The 19,951-nt window shown below is 32.1% G+C and carries 20 protein-coding genes and 1 other RNA gene; 9 read left to right on the top strand and 12 right to left on the bottom strand.

Translation table 11 applies throughout. The annotated features are described in order from the left end of the window. Nucleotides 1-14 precede the first annotated feature (14 nt). The 4 genes from A0083_RS07935 to A0083_RS07920 all read left to right on the top strand — a co-directional run bounded on the left by A0083_RS07935 (nucleotide 15) and on the right by A0083_RS07920 (nucleotide 5,043). On the top strand, nucleotides 15-1,019 hold the full coding sequence (locus tag A0083_RS07935) for a Fe(3+) ABC transporter substrate-binding protein (protein ID WP_120760524.1): 1,005 nt from the start codon (nucleotides 15-17) through the stop codon (nucleotides 1,017-1,019). A 17-nt stretch (nucleotides 1,020-1,036) separates the two neighbouring features. Next, on the top strand, nucleotides 1,037-2,617 hold the full coding sequence (locus tag A0083_RS07930) for an ABC transporter permease (RefSeq protein WP_197553212.1): 1,581 nt from the start codon (nucleotides 1,037-1,039) through the stop codon (nucleotides 2,615-2,617). Nucleotides 2,618-2,619: 2 nt separating this feature from the next. Further along, the gene (locus A0083_RS07925; protein ID WP_197553210.1) at nucleotides 2,620-3,600 is read left to right on the top strand and encodes an ABC transporter ATP-binding protein; all 981 of its coding nucleotides are present in this window, start codon (nucleotides 2,620-2,622) and stop codon (nucleotides 3,598-3,600) included. A 219-nt stretch (nucleotides 3,601-3,819) separates the two neighbouring features. Then, the gene (locus tag A0083_RS07920) at nucleotides 3,820-5,043 is read left to right on the top strand and encodes an HD domain-containing protein (RefSeq protein WP_197553208.1); all 1,224 of its coding nucleotides are present in this window, start codon (nucleotides 3,820-3,822) and stop codon (nucleotides 5,041-5,043) included. Between the two features lie 4 nt (nucleotides 5,044-5,047). Here A0083_RS07920 and ffs read toward each other — a convergent pair. Further along, nucleotides 5,048-5,145: signal recognition particle sRNA small type (gene ffs, locus A0083_RS07915), an RNA gene on the bottom strand. Nucleotides 5,146-5,197: 52 nt separating this feature from the next. Between ffs and A0083_RS07910 the strand changes: the two genes are divergently transcribed. After that, nucleotides 5,198-5,641: a hypothetical protein gene (locus tag A0083_RS07910; RefSeq protein ID WP_120760532.1), complete on the top strand. Its 444-nt coding sequence runs from the start codon at nucleotides 5,198-5,200 to the stop codon at nucleotides 5,639-5,641. 15 nt (nucleotides 5,642-5,656) lie between these two features. Here A0083_RS07910 and A0083_RS07905 read toward each other — a convergent pair whose 3' ends face one another. The 4 genes from A0083_RS07905 to A0083_RS07890 are packed head-to-tail and all read right to left on the bottom strand — an operon-like array spanning nucleotide 5,657 to nucleotide 10,339. Then, the gene (locus A0083_RS07905; RefSeq protein ID WP_197553206.1) at nucleotides 5,657-7,282 is read right to left on the bottom strand and encodes a flagellar hook protein FlgE; all 1,626 of its coding nucleotides are present in this window, start codon (nucleotides 7,280-7,282) and stop codon (nucleotides 5,657-5,659) included. Between the two features lie 4 nt (nucleotides 7,283-7,286). Continuing rightward, a complete protein-coding gene (locus tag A0083_RS08360; protein WP_120760535.1) occupies nucleotides 7,287-8,288 on the bottom strand; it encodes a flagellar hook capping FlgD N-terminal domain-containing protein in 1,002 nt (333 codons plus the stop codon). Nucleotides 8,289-8,338: 50 nt separating this feature from the next. Beyond that, entirely contained in the window at nucleotides 8,339-9,997 is a 1,659-nt protein-coding gene (fliK, locus tag A0083_RS07895) for a flagellar hook-length control protein FliK (RefSeq protein ID WP_197553204.1), read from the bottom strand. Between the two features lie 3 nt (nucleotides 9,998-10,000). After that, on the bottom strand, nucleotides 10,001-10,339 hold the full coding sequence (locus A0083_RS07890) for a hypothetical protein (protein ID WP_039664678.1): 339 nt from the start codon (nucleotides 10,337-10,339) through the stop codon (nucleotides 10,001-10,003). 126 nt (nucleotides 10,340-10,465) lie between these two features. Here A0083_RS07890 and typA point away from each other — a divergent pair, with 126 nt between their 5' ends. The 3 genes from typA to A0083_RS07875 all read left to right on the top strand — a co-directional run bounded on the left by typA (nucleotide 10,466) and on the right by A0083_RS07875 (nucleotide 14,087). After that, complete coding sequence (gene typA, locus A0083_RS07885; RefSeq protein ID WP_120760539.1) at nucleotides 10,466-12,274, top strand: translational GTPase TypA; 1,809 nt, start codon at nucleotides 10,466-10,468, stop codon at nucleotides 12,272-12,274. Then, on the top strand, nucleotides 12,274-12,903 hold the full coding sequence (locus A0083_RS07880; protein WP_197553202.1) for a poly(A) polymerase: 630 nt from the start codon (nucleotides 12,274-12,276) through the stop codon (nucleotides 12,901-12,903). The genes typA and A0083_RS07880 overlap by 1 nt, the downstream gene beginning before the upstream one ends. Before the next feature lie 146 nt (nucleotides 12,904-13,049). Continuing rightward, on the top strand, nucleotides 13,050-14,087 hold the full coding sequence (locus A0083_RS07875; protein WP_197553200.1) for a c-type cytochrome: 1,038 nt from the start codon (nucleotides 13,050-13,052) through the stop codon (nucleotides 14,085-14,087). A 20-nt stretch (nucleotides 14,088-14,107) separates the two neighbouring features. Here the strand turns inward: A0083_RS07875 and A0083_RS07870 are convergent, their stop codons facing one another. Further along, nucleotides 14,108-14,866: a carbonic anhydrase family protein gene (locus tag A0083_RS07870; protein WP_197553198.1), complete on the bottom strand. Its 759-nt coding sequence runs from the start codon at nucleotides 14,864-14,866 to the stop codon at nucleotides 14,108-14,110. Between the two features lie 117 nt (nucleotides 14,867-14,983). Between A0083_RS07870 and A0083_RS07865 the strand changes: the two genes are divergently transcribed. After that, nucleotides 14,984-15,367 (top strand): GNAT family N-acetyltransferase, encoded by a 384-nt coding sequence (locus A0083_RS07865; protein WP_197553196.1) that lies wholly within the window; start codon nucleotides 14,984-14,986, stop codon nucleotides 15,365-15,367. Here the strand turns inward: A0083_RS07865 and A0083_RS07860 are convergent, their stop codons facing one another. The 6 genes from A0083_RS07860 to pyrE form a co-directional block, all read right to left on the bottom strand. Then, nucleotides 15,368-15,997: a protein-L-isoaspartate(D-aspartate) O-methyltransferase gene (locus A0083_RS07860; RefSeq protein WP_120760622.1), complete on the bottom strand. Its 630-nt coding sequence runs from the start codon at nucleotides 15,995-15,997 to the stop codon at nucleotides 15,368-15,370. Between the two features lie 89 nt (nucleotides 15,998-16,086). After that, on the bottom strand, nucleotides 16,087-17,604 hold the full coding sequence (dsbI, locus tag A0083_RS07855) for a disulfide bond formation protein DsbI (RefSeq protein WP_197553194.1): 1,518 nt from the start codon (nucleotides 17,602-17,604) through the stop codon (nucleotides 16,087-16,089). Between the two features lie 10 nt (nucleotides 17,605-17,614). Continuing rightward, nucleotides 17,615-17,782 carry a disulfide bond formation protein Dba gene (dba, locus tag A0083_RS07850; RefSeq protein ID WP_120760551.1) on the bottom strand — a complete coding sequence of 56 codons (168 nt, stop codon included), beginning with the start codon at nucleotides 17,780-17,782 and terminating at the stop codon, nucleotides 17,615-17,617. Between the two features lie 124 nt (nucleotides 17,783-17,906). Next, nucleotides 17,907-18,929 carry a ribonucleotide-diphosphate reductase subunit beta gene (locus A0083_RS07845; RefSeq protein WP_120760552.1) on the bottom strand — a complete coding sequence of 341 codons (1,023 nt, stop codon included), beginning with the start codon at nucleotides 18,927-18,929 and terminating at the stop codon, nucleotides 17,907-17,909. Beyond that, nucleotides 18,926-19,342 (bottom strand): RDD family protein, encoded by a 417-nt coding sequence (locus A0083_RS07840; RefSeq protein ID WP_120760554.1) that lies wholly within the window; start codon nucleotides 19,340-19,342, stop codon nucleotides 18,926-18,928. The genes A0083_RS07845 and A0083_RS07840 overlap by 4 nt, the downstream gene beginning before the upstream one ends. Next, nucleotides 19,342-19,950 carry an orotate phosphoribosyltransferase gene (pyrE, locus tag A0083_RS07835; RefSeq protein WP_120760556.1) on the bottom strand — a complete coding sequence of 203 codons (609 nt, stop codon included), beginning with the start codon at nucleotides 19,948-19,950 and terminating at the stop codon, nucleotides 19,342-19,344. The genes A0083_RS07840 and pyrE overlap by 1 nt, the downstream gene beginning before the upstream one ends. Between the last annotated feature and the right edge of the window lies 1 nt (nucleotide 19,951).

Genomic DNA, 19,951 nt, shown 5'->3' with positions numbered 1-19,951 from the left:
AGGGAAACTTAAAAATGAAAGCAAAAGTAGTTTTACTGTCTTTATTAACCGCGATGAGTTTAAGTGCTCAAGAGTTAACGATTTACTCACATCGTCATTATGATTCAGATAAAGGAATTTTTAAACTATTTCAAGAAAAAACAGGTATTAGTATCAATGTGGTACAAGCTAAAGCAAATGAGCTTGCTAAAAGATTAGAGGTTGAAGGTAAAAATTCAAAAGCAGATTTATTTATGACTGCAGATGCAGGAAACTTAGAACAAGTTCGCACTAATAATCTTTTTGTTTCAGTGAGTTCTCCTGAATTAGAAAAACTTTCTCCAAAAGAATTAAGAGGTAAAAACAACGAGTGGTATGCTTTTACAACAAGAGCAAGAATTATCATCGCTTCTAAAGATAGAATCAAAGATGGAGAAATCAAAACTTATGAAGATTTAGCAGATCCTAAATTTAAAGGTAAAGTTTTAGTAAGAAGTTCAAACAATGTTTATAACATCTCTTTATTAAGTGCGATGATCGACACTTTAGGTAAAGAAAAAGCAAAAGAATGGGCTCAAGGTATAGCAAATAATCTTGCACGTACTCCAAAAGGTGGAGACCGTGATCAAATTCGTGCGATTTACGCAAAAGAAGGTGATGTGGCTATTTCAAATAGTTATTATTTAGGTCATTTAGCAAACTCAAAAAATCCTAAAGACATCGAAGCAGCAAATTCAGTAAAAGTGATTTTTCCAAACCAAGATGGTAGAGGAACACACATCAATGTGAGTGGTATAGGTGTTTTAAAAACTTCTAAAAATAAAGAAGCAGCGGTTAAATTTATCGAGTTTATGCTTTCAAAAGAAGCGCAAGAAATTTTAACCAATCAAAACTATGAGTACCCAGTAAATAAAGAAGTAAAACCTGCTAAAATTTTACAATCATGGGGTGAGTTTAAAGTTGAAAAACCAAATTTTGAAGCTTACTGGGGTAATGCTAAAGAAGCGTTAATGATTTTTGATGAAGTTAAATGGAAATAATTAAGGAAAAATAAAACTTGAAATTCTTAAGTCTAAGGTGGTCTTTTGCCACCTTTTTTTTCTGTATTTTGATCATACTGCCTATACTTGCTATTATCTTGCATTTACCTTTTATAGATGTTCACACTCTAAAACATTTAAGTAAAAATGTCCTACCTCGTTATATTTTTGGCAGTGCTTGGATTTTATTTGGCACTTTGGTTCTTTGCTTGGTTATTGGTTTAATCAGCGCTTATTTGATTGCATTTTATAAATTTTTTGGTTCGAAAATTTTTGAATGGCTTTTGATTTTACCTTTGGCTATACCTTCTTATGTAATGGGTTTTGTCTGGATTGATTTGTTTGAATTTCAAGGCTTAATACCTACTTTTTTGGGTGTTGATAGGCGTATAGATATCATGAATGCATATGGTGTGGTTGTGATTTTATCTTTTGCGCTTTATCCTTATGTGTATTTTTTTGCTAAAAATACTTTTGCATATGGACTTGGAAACATCATTTTAAGTGCCAAAACGCTGAAAGCTTCAAATTTAAAAACTTTCTTTAAAGTGATTTTACCATTTTGCCGTGTGGGTATAGTGGGTGCTTTACTTTTGGTGGCTATGGAAGTTTTAAGCGATTATGGTTTGGTGGCTTATTTTGGTGTAGATACTTTTAGTGCAGGAATTTTTAGAACTTGGGGAAGCGGTGGTGATGAGGTTAGCGCTGTAGCTTTAAGTGTAGCCTTGTTGGTTTTTATCGCGCTTTTAATGCTTTTGGAAAAAATTCAAAGAGGCAAAAAAAGTTTTAATCAAAATGTTTTTTTACCTACTCCAAAAGATGAGCTTAAGGGCATAAGAGCGTTTTTAGCGTTTTCATGGTGCTTTTTAGTGGTATTTTTGGCTTTTATTGTACCAATGATGTGGCTTATTTACTGGGCTGGATTTGATTTTATGCAAAATTTAAATAATGTCTTAACCCCTGCGCTTTATAGTCTTAGTGTGGCTTTGGTAAGTTCTTTTGCCATTGTAGGAGTGGCATTTTACTTATGTTTTGTGGTACGTTTAAATAATACAAAAGCATCTAGGTTTATTCTTTGGACGACAACTTTGGGATATTCTTTGCCTGGAGCTGTGGTGGCTGTTGGTATTTTGGTGATTTTGGGTGTGTTAAATTATATATTTGATCTTTTATCGTTTGAATACGCCATAGGCGGAGGCTTTTTGGTATTGTTTTTTGGATACTTTGTGAGATTTTTGGCTTCTGGAATTTTCGCAACACAATCAGGTTATGAGCGAATTTCAAAAAATATCGACTATGCTAATTTAACTTTAAAGTCAAAACCACTTAAAATTTTCACTCAAATTCACTTTCCTTTGATGAAGCATTATTTGGCCTTAGCTGTGGTGATCATTTGTGTGGATATTTTAAAAGAATTACCTATTTCAACTATACTTTCACCTTCAGGTTTTCAAACGCTTTCATCGCTAGTATTTGCTTATAGTGAAAATGAGTTGATTTACAATGTTTCTTTGCCATCTTTAATTATAGTGTTATTTGGGATTATCCCTACATTTTTAATGCATTATTTGCAAAATAAAAACAACCAAAAAGGATAATAATGGAAATCTTAAAAATCGATAATCTTTATAAATCTTTTGGAAAAACAGAGGTTTTAAAAGGAATTTCTTTGAGTTTAAAAGAGGGTGAGATTATCAGTATTTTAGGCGAGAGTGGTTGTGGTAAAAGCTCTTTGCTTGGCTGTATAGCGGGATTTTTTGAAATTAATGATGGTAGTATTTATATCGCAAATAAGCTAGTTGCTTCTAAAAATATTTATTTGGCTCCGCAAGATCGTGATGTGGGGGTTTTGTTTCAAGATTACGCCTTGTTTCCGCATTTGAATGTAGAAGAAAATATATGTTTTGGCATTAGTTCTTTGAGTAAAAACGAGCAAAAGCAAAGACTAGATGAGGTTTTGGAAATTTTAAATTTAAGTACACTTTTAAAACGCTACCCAAATGAGCTAAGTGGTGGACAAGCCCAAAGGGTGGCGTTAGCAAGAACTATTGTTGCAAGACCAAAGATTATACTTTTTGATGAACCTTTTTCAAATTTAAATCATACTTTAAGCGTTAAAATGCGTAAAGAGATCAAAAACATCTTAAAAGAGCATAAGCTTAGTGCTATTTTTGTTACACATGATAAAGATGATGCTTTTTACTTATCAGATAATATCGCTTTGATTAAAGATGGCAAAATTTTAGACTATGGAAGCGCTAAAGAGCTCTTTTATAAACCTAAAAGCATAGATAGTGCTTGCTTTTTGGGCGAGGCATTTTTTATAGATCCAAATACAATTTTAGATGAGAAATTCAAAGCATATTTGCAAAGTAAAAATGGCATTTTACGCCCTAATGATATACAAATTTCAACAACACAAACTCCTTTAAAAGCTAGTGTTTTAGAATGCGTGTTTTATGGGGATTTTTATGAGTTAAGCGTAAATTTAGAAGAGCATATTTTTAGCATTTATCACCATAAAGAACTTAGTAAAAATGATGAAATTTATCTTGAGTTAAACGAAGCAAAAGACTTTTAAATCATAAATTGAAGCAAGTTTATAGCAAATATCGTATTTTAATTAAGATAAAATAAATCACGTTGCAAAAAATGCAATTTATTCATGTCTTGTGAGTGTTATATTTACACTGATGATGAGTTTAAGGTTATTGCATGATATACATTAAATCATAATACCACAATAAAATTTGCTAAAGATTATAAAATAAAGTAAAATCACAGCAAAAAAAGGAAAAAGATGATTAGTGTAGAATTGATAGAGCATATTTTTAAAGCTGCTTCTATATCAAGATGGAATGATTATCCTAGAATGACAAATTTAGTCGAACTTGATAAACAAGCGCATAAGTTTATCATCGCATATTTCATTGCTAAAATGGAAAAAGATGTCAATATGCGCTTTATCATAGAAGCGGGAATTTTTGAATTTTTAAGCAGGGTGGTTGTAACAGACATACGCCCTGATGTATACCATGAAATAATGCGTGCAAAAAATGAGCAAGTAAGTGCTTGGGTGTTAAGTAAAATCGCACCAATGATTCAAGATATCGATAATGGTGAATTTTTAAAACGTTATGAGCTTTTTTTGCAAGGTAAAGATCATGCCAAAGAAAGGCTGATCTTAAAAGCTGCTTCGTATTTTGCTACAAGATGGGAATTTAATATCGTTTATCAAACAAGTTCTTTTTTGCATGATATTGATGAGATTAAAACTAAAGTGGAAGAAGAATTAGAAGATTATTATGAACTAATTGGAGCTAGAAAAATCGCGTTGAATCAAAAAATTTCAAAAATCATTGATCTAAGCGGGCGTTTGCGTTTTCAAAAAAGATGGGCGCAAACTCCTAGAATTCCTGAAACTGCGGTTTTAGGGCATATGCTTGTGGTGGCGATTTTGTCGTATTTTTACTCTTTAGAAGTAAAAGCTTGTGATGGTAGGATAGAAAGTAATTTTTACTGTGCTTTGTTTCATGATTTACCTGAAAGTTTAACTCGAGATATCATCTCTCCTGTAAAATATGGCATAGATGGTTTAAATGAAATCATCAATGAATATGAAATGAAACTTATTAATGAAAAAATTTTACCTTTTATACCACTATCTTTTAGAGAAGAATTTAGCTATATACTTGGTATTAGAGAAGGGCAAAATGAAGAAAGCACCTTTGTAAAAAATGAATTTGAAAATCGTATTTTCAACAACAAACCAAGTGTTTATAGTGGTAGTTTAGATGCAGTGAATGAGGATCGTTTTAAGGCTATTGATGGAAAAGCTTTGAAGTATTGTGATAAATTGGCAGCTTTTATAGAGGCAGCATTGTCGATTAGTTATGGAGTGAAGTCTAAAGAGCTTGAAAGTGGCTTTGATGGGATATTTGACTATTTTAAAAGCAATCCAAACATTAATGGGGTAAATTTCTTTAGAATTTGCGAAGATATAAAAGGGTATTTTAAACTTTAAAAACCCTCTCCCAGATGGCTGCGGCACACACTAAGTCTAAGTGCTCTGCTGTGTTCCCACCCTGAAGCGGTGCTTAAAAATAGCATTGCACAGGTCTAAGAGAAGGCAGTTGAAATAATATCTTAAAATATCTTAAAAAACATTGAGGTGAAGTATGTTGAGTATATTTGCAAACTTTTTATCTAAATTTAGAGAATTTTTTGTACCTAGTCATTTATCTTTGGAATTTAGAGCCAAAACTTTTGCAGCAATGATCGTAGCAAAGAAAAACATCAAGCAAGAAAGTTGGCAAATTTTAGCTGATATTGCAAGTGAGATTTATCCTGATGATAAAAGCAGACAAGCAATTTTAGTGCAAACTGCTAAAGAATACGTCGAAAGAGTGTTAAAAAACGAGTTGAACTTGGACTCACTGTTGAAAAATATCGCTATGCTTTTAAAGAAAAATCCAAGATATGCTAAAAAGGTCAATTTTCATAGACTTGAACGTTTGATCGATAAAAACGAAGAAGAATCATTAATACAAATTAGAGTTTATGAATTTTTTGAGCAAGAAGTAAAATATATTATTGAACAAAATCAAAAAAGAATAAAATAACATGAAAAGCTAAAATTAGCGTTTCATGTTGATTGCTTTTTGTATCATTTGATCAGCAGTTGTAATGCTTTTACTGCTTGAGTCATAAGCCTTTTGCAGGGTGATTAGATTGGTAAAGGCTACAGATAAATCTACATTTGATTGTTCTAGTTTGCCACCTTCAAAAGTAGCTGTATTGAAATTTCCATTTGCATCGGTTAAAAAAGTAGGATTTCCGCTATTTCCTGTTTGACCGTATAGATTTTCTCCTAGTTTTTCTAAACCTTGTTCATTTGTGAAATTATACAAGGCAAGTTTTGCTATGGCTACTTGATCCCCATTGGTAAAAGTTGCAACAACTGTTCCATCTGTATTGATAGAGTAGTTATTTAAAAATCCCTCACCTTTTCCATCGATTTGAGTATGGACTGAAGGCTGTTTGTTTTTTAAAGCATGTAAACCATCATAACCTGAATTAGGTATATTAGGATCATAGTAAGATCCAAGGTTGATATTAACTTTGATGCCGTTATTATCTATAGAAGTAAGGGTATTTGATACTAATGCACCCGATTCATTAAAGGTAATCAATCCATTGCTTGTGCCGCCTATTTTATTACCGTTGTTATCATAAACTTGTGCTTGTGCTTTGTATTCTAAGTCGGTTCCATTTTGAGGTAAAACTCTATCAAGAGTTATTCTTACCCAGTTAACCGATCCATCTGGATTGATGAGTTTGGCAGAAAGTTCGGTGCTATCTGCTACTTCTTTTTCTACGCTTAAATGAGATGATTCTAATTTAGCTGTTGCTAGGTCCACTTTGTCAAGCTTTTGGTTGTTGATGTTAAACGCTAAATTCTCATCTAATGTAGCTTGTAGAGTTTGACTTGCACCTTTTTCATCGGTGATTTTAAAATATATGGTATCGCCAGGTTTTAGGCCATAAATTTTTTCATCTTTTACACTACCTGAAATATTTACACTGCCATCTTCATTTTTGTTAAATTCAAACTTAGAAGCATCTACGCTTACATTAACCGCTTCAGTTTTAGTGCTAGTGTCTAAATTTCCATGCCAAGTGATATTTTGTGTAGGTTGAGGTGGTAGGTAAAGGTTTTTAGGCACCGAAATAGGACCTTGTGTATTAACTCCACCCATTTGAAAATTTTGCTCAGGAGTTCCAGTCCAAGCGGTAGTGACTTTTTGTCCAAGTGTTTGGCCAAACATATTAGAAACTCTATCGCTTAGCTGAATTTCTTTTAATGATGGGTTCATTGTCCCAAGTACGTAATTTCCGTTTGAATCTACCAAGTTTCCATTAGCATCGGGTTTAAAAGCACCATTTCTAGTATAGTATACTCCATTGCCATTGCTTACACCAAAAAAACCTTTTCCGGCAATTGCCACATCAAATTCATTATCGGTTGATACGATAGGTCCTTGCTCGAAAATATCATTAGTTGCACCAGCTACACTACCATATCCACTTTGTCCTTTGTTGTAAGATTGGGTGGTAACGGTGCTGTAAAATACATCTTTAAAAGCTATATCAGAGTATTTAAAGCCAACGGTATTGACATTGCTGATATTGTGAGCGGTGTTGTCTATACCAAAGCTTTGAGATTTTACTCCATTTACTCCATTATAAAATGCTGTAAACATGATTTTATCCTGTAATCTCTTTAATATCTTCCCATTTAACCCAGCTACCGCCCATACCAACTAGGGCTTCGCCATCTTCAAATTTAACACCAGTGATAGGATAAGCACCATAGGTTGAGTTAACAGTTGTTCCATCTTCTCCTATGTAGCTTGCTCTTACATAGTATTTACCAGAAGGTACCGGGTTTCCACTATCATCGGTTCTATCCCAAACGATTTGTTTCATACCTGCTGTCATATCTTTAACACTCATAGTTCTTACAGGATCTCCTGCTTCGTTATAGATAGTAAAGGTAACAGGTGTACTATCAGACTTATAAGCAGAATCTATTTTTGCTGTTTTAATATCAACACTTGGGGTATGGCCAACTATTTTAAAGGTTTGATCTTCTCCGACTATTGCTTGGACAGTTTCTTCTTGACCTTTATCATCAACTAATTTAACATAAATAGTCTCTCCAGGTTCAGCTATTTCGCTATCTACTTTACCGCTGATATCGAGTTTGTCTTCGCCGTTTTTCTCAAGTTTAAAATCATCAATGTTAATATCAGTCTTTTTCCCTTTTTGTGGTTCTTTTGGTAGATACATATTGATTTGAAATTGTATATCATCATCTGCTACCACAAGATAGTCATCTTTAACGGTTGCAAGTTTACCAACTGCAGCCAAAGCGCTCATACCTGTACTTGCTGCGATAGAATTTTGTAATTTAGTCATCGCATCTACAAGTTGTGTCATGGTTTTGTTGGTGTTATCTTGCATTTCAAGTGCTGAAAGCTGTGCAGTTTGTGTAAGCATTTTTTCAGTATCCATAGGATCGGTTGGATCTTGGTGTTGAAGCTCGATTAAAAGTAGCTTTAAAAACGCATCTTTATCAAGTTCTGCACCCGGGTTGTAAACTAATCCACTATCGCCTTCTCCTGCTCTAGTGTTTGCATTTACCGGCATATCTTTGGTATTAAAAGCCAAAGGTCCTTGGAGATTTTGAGTGTTAATATTTGACATAAAAATCCTTTTTTACATGTTTTTAAAGCTTAAAGCAAAAAATATTCCATTTAAAAATATTTTGCTAAAACCATTTCCAAGCTAGGCTTTTCTTGAATTTCTTGTTCTAAGCTTAGCTTGTCTTCTTTTTCATGGTTATTTTTTTGTTTTTGATGGTTATTGTTTTGTTCTTTTCTTTCCTGGTTATTGAAATTCATTTCTAGGTTTGTAAAGCCCATATTTACAAGAGCGTTTTTAAATTCTGCTTGATGTTGTATGAAAAGATTTAAGGTGTTTTGGTTGGAATTAAAACTAATATTTAAATTAGAGCCTCTTTGGACCAAAGTTACTTCTACCTCTCCAAGATTATGCGGGTTAAGAGTAATGCTAAAGCGTGTTATAGGAGCTTTATAGCTTTCTAGTTTTTCTTTAAATTCTTGTGCAAAATCATTAAAAGTTTCTTTTATAGGGATATTTTGATTTTTGACAAAATTATGTGAAACTCTATTCATTTCTCTTACATAGGAATTTAAATTTTCCTCATGATGATCGCCATCATCTTTAGAGATTTCTTTGGTATTTTTAAATATATCACTAAAAGAAGTTGTGTTAGATTCACTTTTTTCTATCTTTTGTGATTTATCTTGAGAGGCAAGTAGACTTTCTAAGTTCACTTTCAGGTCTTGATTTTGTAAATTTTGTGTGTTTTTAGAGCTTGAAAGATCGTTTTTTAAGTCTTTTGAATTTTCTAAAACAGAACTTATTTTTTTACTAAAACCTTCTTCACTAAGACTTATTTTGCTTTCTTTTAGTGTGTCTTTGAAGTCAATTTTTTCTTTATTTTTAATTTCTTTTTTTAAATCACTATTTTGTGTAAGATTGATAAGTTCTATATTGTTTAATTTATCATTTTTACCGACATTTTTGGTGTTTTTTAAGTCTATTGTTTCTTTGTTATCTTGGGTTTTGATTTTATCTAGTAAATTATCTTTAAAATCAAGACTTTCGATTTTTTCTTTAGCATGAGTGTTTTTTTCTTTTTTAGGCAACTCGATATTTTTTAATGCAGAAGAAAGCAAGGAAACCCCTTCGCTTTCTTTGCTTTTTATATTCTTGCTAGAGCTTGGTTCTTCTTTGAGTAATTTTGACATTTTTTGGTTGATTAAATCTTGAAAAATATGAGTATTGTTGTGTTTTGAGTTTTCAAAAAAACCTTTTTTGTCAAGATTAGGAAAAGCTTCTTTTAGTTCTTTGATCTGTTCTAGTTTAATATTTTTTATATTTAAACCTAACTCTTTTGCGATACTTAAAAGTTCATTGATATTTTTGATATTTTTTAATTGGTGTAAGTTTTTTTCAAGATTCAAGATAGCCGTGTTGTCCTTGGCTAGCTTGTTGAGTTTAATATCCTTGCTATCACTTTGTAAAACTTCCAATAAAGAAAGTATTTGCATAAAATTTGCACCATCGAAAAGTTTTAAAGCATCTTTTTCATCTAGTGAAGTTTTATCGCTAGTAGTTTCTTTTAAATTTTTTTCACTATTATTGTCTTTTTGAGGTGCTTTAAAATCCTTTGGCAAGCTTCCATCTTTTTCATTGATGGCTTGTAATAAAGAATTTAAAAATTCTTCCCCATCACTTTGGGAGTTAGCGCTATCTTTACTTGTGTTTTCATTTTGTGGAGTGATGCTTAGTAAATTTAAAGCATCACTAGCTTGGATATTAGACATTTATTAACCTACTAAAAAATTATTTTTTGCTAAGTTTGGAAATAAATTTTGTAATTGTGTTGCACAATCAAGTTTTAAATTTTCATGAGAAAGATTAAAATTTTTAAAGATTACTAATAATTCTTCTATATTTTTAGCATTTAAGATAGCATTTTCATTATGAGTATCATCTAAAATTTCACTCATTTTTCCTGAAAGTTTTGCATAGTTTAGTTCTTTTTCTTCGTTTGAATTTACTACTTCTAGATAGTTTAAAAGTTCCATAAAATACTTGCTATTTAAAACTGAAGTTCCTTGTTTTTCTAAGTTAGCATTAAAAATTTGAGTGTTTAAGTTTGACATATTTTTCTCCTTAAAAATAATTGTTATCCAGACAAAAGCAACAAGCGTTCCAAATTTTTAATCTTAATTTTTAAGCATTTTTTCTATATAATATTAGATTTTAAATTTAAGACTTTGGAGAAAAACTTGGACAATATTAGAAATATAGCTGTTATAGCTCACGTTGACCACGGTAAAACTACCATGGTAGATGAGCTTTTAAAACAATCAGGAACTTTTAGTGAGCGCGAGCAAATAGCAGAGCGTGTAATGGATAGCAATGATATAGAAAAAGAAAGAGGTATTACTATACTTTCTAAAAATACTGCTATCAATTACAAAGGTACCAAGATAAACATCATAGATACTCCAGGGCATGCTGATTTTGGTGGAGAAGTTGAGCGTGTTTTAAAAATGGTTGATGGAGTTTTGCTTTTAGTTGATGCGCAAGAAGGAGTTATGCCACAAACTAAATTTGTGGTAAAAAAAGCTTTGTCTTTAGGACTTAAACCTATCGTTGTTATCAATAAAATCGACAAACCAGCTGCTGATCCTGAAAGAGTAATCAATGAAATTTTTGATCTTTTTGTAGCCCTAGAGGCAAATGATGAACAACTTGATTTTGCAGTGGTATATGCAGCGGCTAAAAATGGTTATGCAAAACTTGCGCTTGAAGATGAAAGTGTAAATATGGAGCCATTGTTTAAAACTATACTCGAGCGTGTGCCTGCACCAAGTGGTAGCGATGAAAATCCTTTACAACTTCAAGTTTTTACTCTAGGTTATGATAATTTCGTTGGTAAGATAGGGATTGCAAGAATTTTTAACGGTAAAGTAAAGAAAAATCAAAATGTTATGCTAGCTAAGGCAGATGGTTCTAAAATCAATGGAAGAATTTCAAAACTTATTGGTTTTATGGGACTAGAAAAAATGGATATTGATGAAGCAGGAACAGGTGATATCGTTGCGATTGCAGGTTTTGAAGCTTTAGATGTGGGAGATAGTGTGGTGGATCCAAACAACCCTATGCCACTTGATCCTTTACACATAGAAGAACCAACATTAAGTATAGTATTTTCAGTAAATGATGGTCCTTTGGCGGGTACTGAAGGTAAGCATGTAACTTCAAATAAAATTGCAGAACGTTTAGAAGCAGAAATGAAAACCAACATCGCTATGAAATACGAAAGCACAGGCGAGGGTAAATTTAAAGTAAGCGGAAGAGGTGAGCTTCAAATAACCATTTTAGCGGAAAATATGCGTAGAGAGGGCTTTGAGTTTTGCATGGGAAGACCAGAAGTTATCGTTAAGGTAGAAGATGGGGTAAAAACCGAACCATTTGAACACTTAGTGATTGATGTGCCTGATGATTTTACTGGTGTGGTTATTGAAAAATTAGGCAAAAGAAAAGCTGAAATGAAAACCATGACTCCAACAGGAGATGGTCAAACTAGACTTGAGTTCGAAATTCCTGCGCGCGGGCTTATAGGATTTAGATCGCAATTTTTAACAGATACTAAAGGCGAAGGTGTGATGAACCATAGCTTTTTAGAGTTTCGTCCATTTAGTGGAGCGGTTGAAAAAAGAAACAATGGTGCATTGATTTCTATGGAAAATGGTGTTGCACTAGGGTATTCTTTGTTTAACTTACAAGATAGAGGGGTGTTGTTTATCGATCCTCAAACAAAAGTATATACGGGTATGATTATAGGTGAACACTCTCGTCCAAATGACTTAGATGTTAATCCTATTAAAGGGAAAAATCTAACCAATGTTAGAGCAAGCGGTAGTGATGATGCGATTAAACTTGTGCCACCTAGAAAATTAAGCCTTGAAAGAGCTTTAGAGTGGATAGAAGAGGATGAACTTGTAGAAGTTACTCCACAAAATATTAGAGTGAGAAAAAGATATCTTGATCCTACTCAAAGAAAAAGAATGGAAAAGGCAAAGTCTTAATGGATTTTGAAGCCATAAGACAAGCTTTAAATAAAAGACTTAAAGCTCTGCAAATTTTAGCATTTGCAGAAGCTTTAGTGATATTTTTTCTTGCTTTTCAATTTAGTAAAGATGTGATTATAGCTTTATTTTTTGCGGTATTGGCAGGAGTTTTGTTTTTTAGAATTTTAGGTAGAAAGCTCATGTGGGGACGTGATGAGTTAGTGTTTAAAATGTGTGAAGATTTTCTAGAGCAAAACAATGCTAGATTTAACAAGCAAGGTTTAGATCAAAAAGATTTTGAAAAAATTGCTTTTGATTTTTCTTTAAAAACTTATCATTCGCAAAATTCTTTTATTTTTGATGATTTTAGTTTTTACGATGTAAAATTTAAAGATGAATTTGGGAATTTCTTTTGTGGAATTTTGCTTTATAGTAAGAAATTAAAAGAAGATATCCAATCAAGTGAAAATATCTTTGATAAGGTAAAAGAAAAAGAATTCTCTACACAAAGAGTATTTAAAAAAGGCGATTATTTGCTTATAGCTAGTTTGAGAAATCCTTTTTTTGCGGATTTAAAAATTTCTAGCGAATTAAACTTTAAACTATTTAGGGTGAATTTGTTAAAAATTCAGGCTTTTTTGCGATAAAATTTAATATTACTTCATATTCTTCATAGTGCTACTTTTTGTAATGCATTAAGACTTAAAACGGTATAAAAGATCATTTTTAAAATTTATATTTAAACTTTAGTTATTTAATGAATATAGCTATAAGATATTTAAAGGAGTTAGTGATGAAAAAAATTTTATTCTTACTAAGCTTGTCTCTTGTTTTAAATGCTAATAATATAGCAAAATACAAAGTAGGCGATGAGCTAAGCGATCAACAGGGCGTGGAGTATTTTAAAGATTTTTCAAATAGACCTGTGCAACAATGGCCTAATAAAAAGCTAAGTATTGATGATGTCCCAAAGGGAAAAGAAGGTGACTTGATCCGTTATGGTATTAAGTTGTTAAAAGATACAGAGGGAACTTTGGGGCCATATGGTAGTTTGAAAATAACAAAAAATGAAGTAAATTGCGCTGCCTGTCATATGGAAGATGATGGTAATGGTTTACCGGGTACAAAAAAATACGTTATCCCATTTTTAAATGTTTTTAATAACTATCCAAAGCTTGATATTGAAACCATGAAGATTATATCTTTAGAAGATAGAATTCGTGGAATGGGTGGTGTAAATTCACATCAATTTCCAGATAATTCAAAAGAAATGAAGGCTATTTTGGCGTATTTTAAATGGCTTAAGCAAGCTTATGGTATAAAAGATGGAGTAAAACTACAAGGTGACTTCTTTGCTAAAATGAATTTTCCTAATAGAATGGCTGATCCAGTTAAAGGAAAAAAACTTTTTGATGAGAAATGCGCTGTATGTCATGGAGAAAGAGGTTTAGGACTTAAAAATGATAATTATGAAAAAGGTGGTGGTCATTTATACCCTTCATTGTTGATTTATCCAGATGGTGGACATATGGCTATGATCCCGTTTTTAGCAAGATTTTTAAAATCAACCATGCCTTTTGGGGCAAGCGCGGATAATCCTATCTTAAGTGATGATGAAGCTTTGGATATAGCAGCATACGTAAATACGGGTTTTGTAAGAATGCCTATTGTAACTACAGAAAATAGAGCAGGCCTAGATACAGCATATAGCAAATCCCCTTCGCTTAAACCAGAATATTTTGCTTCACCGCAACAAAATTTAGATCCAAAAGAATATATTAAAGTCAAATATGGTCCTTGGAAAAATCCTAATCATTTCCCAGGAGAATAACTATAATCTAGCAAGTTATTTTACTTGCTAGAAGAATGATCGCTTTGTTTTAGTGTTTGAATTTCTTCAGTTTTAAGCTCGTTATTTTTACCCATTAGTGCTTGTATTGTTTGAATTTGTTCTTTAGAGGCATGAGATGTTTCTTTTAAAACTACCCAGGTGATTTTTTGTTGACAAGGTTTGTTAAGTTTGTTTTTAAAAAGATAAAAATCGTGAGTGTTGTTAGGTAGCAATTTGTTAGCATTTAAGCCTTGTACATAAAGTTTATCTCCTTCTTTTTTGGGAAAAGCACGCATGATCTTTTTGATAAAAGGATTTTCCATACCTTCTTGCAAGAATAACACAACTACAACCACATCACCTTTTTGACTAACATGGCTAAAGTGAACCTCTAAAGGATAAGTTTTTTTGTCGATAGAGACTTTAGAGGGAGCGTGAAAGTGAAAATGCGATAGGTGGTAAATTGTGTCATTGAGCAATATATGACTTCCATTGCTAGCAAAGTGCATTTTTATGGTGTACCCATCGTTAATTAAACCAAAAGAATCGTTGGTATAGTTAAATCCCAAAGAAAGATTTTGAGAGTGTTTTGCGTTTTTGGTGTGTAAGTTGAGAAAATTTTGGTTATATCCACTCTCGCAGTAGATCCAATTTGGATCCAAATTTTTCCACTTGTCTTGATCTATAAAATTTCCATGCGAGGCGTTTTGAGGCATTTGCTCATAAGCAAAAAGCATACTAGCTGTAAATAAACCAAAAAGTATTTTTTTAAAACTCATAATATTCCTTTTTTTGTATAATTATAAAAAAATAAATCCTATAAGAAGCTTATGTTTAAAAATAATTATATTAAAATTAAATATTTTAAAAAAATTACAGATAATATTAAGGATAAATTGATTGATATATGGGAGGATAGTGTGAAGCATTCCCATGATTTTTTATCTGATTTTGATAGAGAAAAGATTAAAAATGATCTTTTAAATTCTCAAGTTTTCTTTAGTTTAAATTATTTGATTTGCTATGATAAAGATGAAATGATTGGATTTTTAGCATTTGTGGATGATAAAATTGAAATGTTGTTTTTAAGGTCAAAATATTTTAACCAAGGTATAGGCACTGCTTTAATATCTAAAGCTGTAAATAATTATCATTTGAAATATGTTGAAGTAAATAAAGATAATTATAAGGCATATAAATTTTATCAGAAAAATGGTTTTTTACAAGAGAGTGAATATAAAGATGAATATGGCTTCATTGTTTTAAAAATGAAATTTTAACTATTCTTTACCATCTTTAATAGGCACAAAAAGACATTCATCTAAGATCTCTTTTTCAATTTTTCCCTCTTTTTTTGTGAATTTAGTGATGAATTGTTGCTCACCTATTAGTAAAGGAGCGACTAAAATTCCACCATCTTCGAGTTGATCAAACAAAATACTTGGAATATGTTCTATGTAAGCAGAAAGTAAAATTCGATCATAAGGTGCGTAATTTTTCCAACCATTTTGGCCATCATCAAATTTAACATGAATATTAGAATAATTAAGTTTTTTAAATTTTTCTATAGCGCTTATTGCAAGTTTTTCAATGCGTTCTATAGTAAATACTCTTCTTATTAACTTACTTAAAATTGCCGCTTGATACCCACTGCCACAGCCTATTTCTAAAACGCTATCTGCATCTTTAAAATCAAGCGCCATAGTCATTTTGGCTACAGTTAAAGGTGAACTTATCCATTGATTACCCATTAAAGGAAGCGCATCTAATCTATAAGCATGCATTTTCAAGGGAGAGAAAATTTCTCTAGGAGTTGAACAAAAAGCTTCGAATAATTCTTCATTGATAAAGGTGTTTTTACGAATTTCTTCTGCCATAGTTTGGCATTGTTTTTGCTCAAATAAATGAATCAATAAGCACTCCTTGAATAAAAAGTGTTATTTTATCTTAAGTTTTATTTATCTAGCTTTAAATTCTTAAGGCGTAAAACGCCTTAAGATTAATCAAGTGTATAAAGGATGTTTGCTCCATCTTGATAAGATAAGATATGCATTTTGTTATCTTTGAAGAATAAACTTCTTGCATTAGTAATGCTTTCTGGATACGCAATAGCTTCTACGATTGCTTCTTTAGCTAAGTCAATTACTGCAATTACATTGTGTTTTTTGCTTAGAGCATAAATTTTGCCATCTTTGCACGCCATTGAAGTGATGTAAAGATCACCTAAGGTTTTACCTTCTTTTAAATCAGCTTTAGGAGTAAATTCTGCCGAAAGAACTCTATCCGCTAAAGAAATTTTTGAAATAACAAAAGTTTTTGCATCTTTGTTGTTTGGAACTGTAGCGGTGTACATGTATTTGCCATCTGTTGTTGTGCTTAAGATGTGGTTGAATTTAGCTCTTACTGTGTCAATTCTACCGCGTCCTAGGTCTTTTCCTGTACCTTCAAATTTGTCCGCACCCTTCATAAAATGAGCATACTGTACCGCATCATCTGCGTTAGGATTTTGTGCAAATCTTAAGAAAGTTTTGTTTGAACCCATTAAGATGTATTTGTTGTCTAAGTAAGGAATGATACTTACGATAGGATTAATTGTTGCTGAGTAGTAAGGATCTAAAAGAAAATCAGTTTTAATACTGAAGTTGTCATCTAAGAAAAATACTTCCCATTTTGAACTTGCAACATATTCTCCATGAATGTAATCAAGTGTATTGATTGCTTTTGGAAAATCGATTTTTGTTTCGCTTGTGATTTTTAAAGTACCATTGATATTTGCAAATGGAGCATTGCTTGTGTTGTTGTCAAATTTGATACCAAGTTTTTCACTTGCAGGTGCAAAAGCAAAGTCAGGATCTTTTACATCGCGTGGTCCAAGTACAGAGAAGCTTTTCCAACTTTTGCTCCAGCCAGAGTCAGACCAAATGATGTATTTTGGATTTAAGCTAAAACGAACAGGATCACCTTGCCCGCTGTATGGAACAGGACCAGTACTTACAAAAGCTTGGAATATATTTGAAGCTACAATAAATGCAACAATAACCATAGCAGCTAGATTAAATTTGGTTAATTTTCTATAGCTAGCACCTTCCATTTCTTTTTCAAAAGAAGCAAATTTTGGTGCAAATGCAAAAATAACACCTAGTAGTAAAACTACAGCCCAAAATACTACTTCAGCCCAAAAATAAGTATGTAAACCAAAAATAGGTAAACCAAAACCTTGATCAAGATCACGATGTGCGTGCCAGCTTATGTGGTTGAATGATTGCCATAAACCAAATGCTGTTGCGATTAAAAGAAAAGCTAAAAATTTACCTTTTATACCATAGCGAACGATAAATAAAGCCGCTACACCGATAAAAATCATAGATTCTCTTTGCCCCCAACACGATGTACAAGGACTATCCCCTAGCATATATCCAAAAATTAGATTTGCAGTTCCAACAGGCATTAAAATCACTAAAAAGCCTGCCATGCACATTAAAAAATAAAAGAATTTAGTTTTGTTAATATCACACATGTTTGCCACCTTATAGATTCATTAGGCCTAAAATTGCGCCTGATTTACGACCTAAATAGTCAAATACCATAATAGCCCATGAAATTATAAGTATTGAAAAAGCAAGTTTTTCTTTTTCAGGTTTAACTATCATGAGAACTATGGCGATGAAGATTAACAAAAGTTCTAAAAACTCCATAATTACCCCTTTATTAAAAAATAAAACCAAGAATTATACAAAAAAATATTAAATGAATAAAAAATATTAAATAAAAGTAGAGAAATTATTTAATAAAAATATACAACAAGAGAAGTTTTGTGACTTAGAAGTCATCAAAACTCAAGCTTCCTTTGGAGTAGTTTGTAACCTTACTTTCAAAGAAATTACTTTTTTGATCGTTAAATTTAGAAAAATCATCAACCCATTTAATCGGGTGTTTAGCATTGTAAATTTTGTCTAAATTAATAGCAGTAAGCCTTTGATCAACAAGATAGTGAATGTACTCTTCTATAATATCATCTGTAAAGCCCATGATTTGATTTTGAGTGATGTATTTACCCCATTTGATTTCAAGTTCACCTGCTTTTTTAAACATATCATAGATTTTGTTTACATTGGTATCGTTAAACAAATCAGGTCTTTCTTTACGAACCGAGTTGATCATATTTTGGAATAAAAGCAAATGTGTGATCTCATCTCTTTGTATAAAACGAATCATTTGCGCTGAACCCAGCATCTTTCCTGCGCGCGCAAGGGCATAAATAGCAGTAAAACCACTATAAAAATACACCCCTTCTAGAATTTGATTTGCCACCATGGCGAGCAAGAGCTTGTTATCATCTACTTCTCCAGCCAATTCTTCATAGATACTCGAAATAAAATCGTTCTTTTCTCTTAAAGTTTCATCGTGCTTTTCCATCTCATAGATTAAATCTGTGTTTTCGCAAATAGCCTCTACCATAACAGCATAAGACTTAGAGTGATTTGCCTCTTCATAAGCTTGTCTTGCTAAAACTGCATTAATTTCAGGTGCTGTGATATATGGGTTGATATTATCAGCAAGATTGTTGGTTTGAAAGCTATCCATTGAGATGAGTTGAGACCAAACTAAATCATACATTCTTTTTTCAGCACTTGTGAGATTACAGCGATAATCCAATGCATCTTTGGTTGTATCTACTTCTTTAGGAAACCAAGTATTAGCTTCCATTAAATCCCAAAGTTTTAAAGCCCAAGTGTATTTTGCCTTAGTAAAATTTAAAATACCATGAGGATTGCCGTTAAAAACTTTTCTATCATTTAGAGTTTCGTTTGATTTTGGATTATAAATTCTTTTTCTATTCATTTTTCTACCTTTGTAACAATCGCACTTTGACTTAAAATATCATGTAAAGCTAAGCTATCTTTTCTTAAAAAACTTACCAAAAAGCCAATCAAAAAGCCAAAGCTTACAACAAAAAAAATATAACGCAAGAGTATTCTAAAAAAATTAAGCTTGTGGCCATTTTTAAGATCCACTAAGTATAAATCATAAGCTTTAAGACCGGGGCTTTGAGCTTTTTTGGTTAAAAATAAAGCTTGTAAGATACCAAAAATCAAAGAACATAAAAAAATTATAAATTGATTATTTAAAAAGGCTTCTTTAGAGCCAAGAGTAAAATAAAATAAGTACAAAATAGGCACATAAAGCAAAAATAGATCAATTAAAAAGGCTTTAAATCTAAGCCAACGAGTGGCTATTTTTGCTTTAGCTTTCATTAGTTTCCACGACTACCAGGTTTGATAGCTTGAGTGCCTTTTTCGCAAAGTGGACAAGCATTTGCTTCATAGATATCAAATTCGAAATTTCCTAATGCAAATAATGGTAAATTTTCAGGTAATTTTGCATTTTCTTTTCTTGGATTGTTTAAATTTTTTACCGCACAAAAACCACGGTTTGCTAAAGCTGCAAAACCTACTACCTCTCCACCTAAACTTTCAATAATTTTTGCACTTTCAAGTGCAGATCCACCTGTTGTGATGATGTCTTCACAAACAATGAATTTTTCACCCTTTTTTACTTCAAAACCGCGTCTAAGACTCATCACTCCTTCTACGCGTTCAGTAAAGATAAAGCGCTTGTTGCAAGCCCTAGCAAGCTCATATCCTGCTAAAATTCCACCCAAAGCAGGAGAACATATGCTATCAAAGTTGATATTAAAACTTGCAATTATTTTTGCAAGCTCATCGCAAAGCTCACCTGCAAGTTTTGGATTTTCTAAGACTTTAGCACTTTGAAGATAAAACTCAGAATGCTTGCCCGAGCTAAGCAAAAAATGTCCTTGTAAATACGCCCCGCAATCTTTGTAAATTTGTTCTAAATTCATT

The organism is Campylobacter sp. 2014D-0216 (assembly GCF_014931215.1).
In the GTDB taxonomy this organism is placed as follows: domain Bacteria; phylum Campylobacterota; class Campylobacteria; order Campylobacterales; family Campylobacteraceae; genus Campylobacter_D.
The sequence above is the reverse complement of the archived record's forward strand: the minus strand, read 5'-3'. Positions and strand labels throughout refer to the sequence as shown.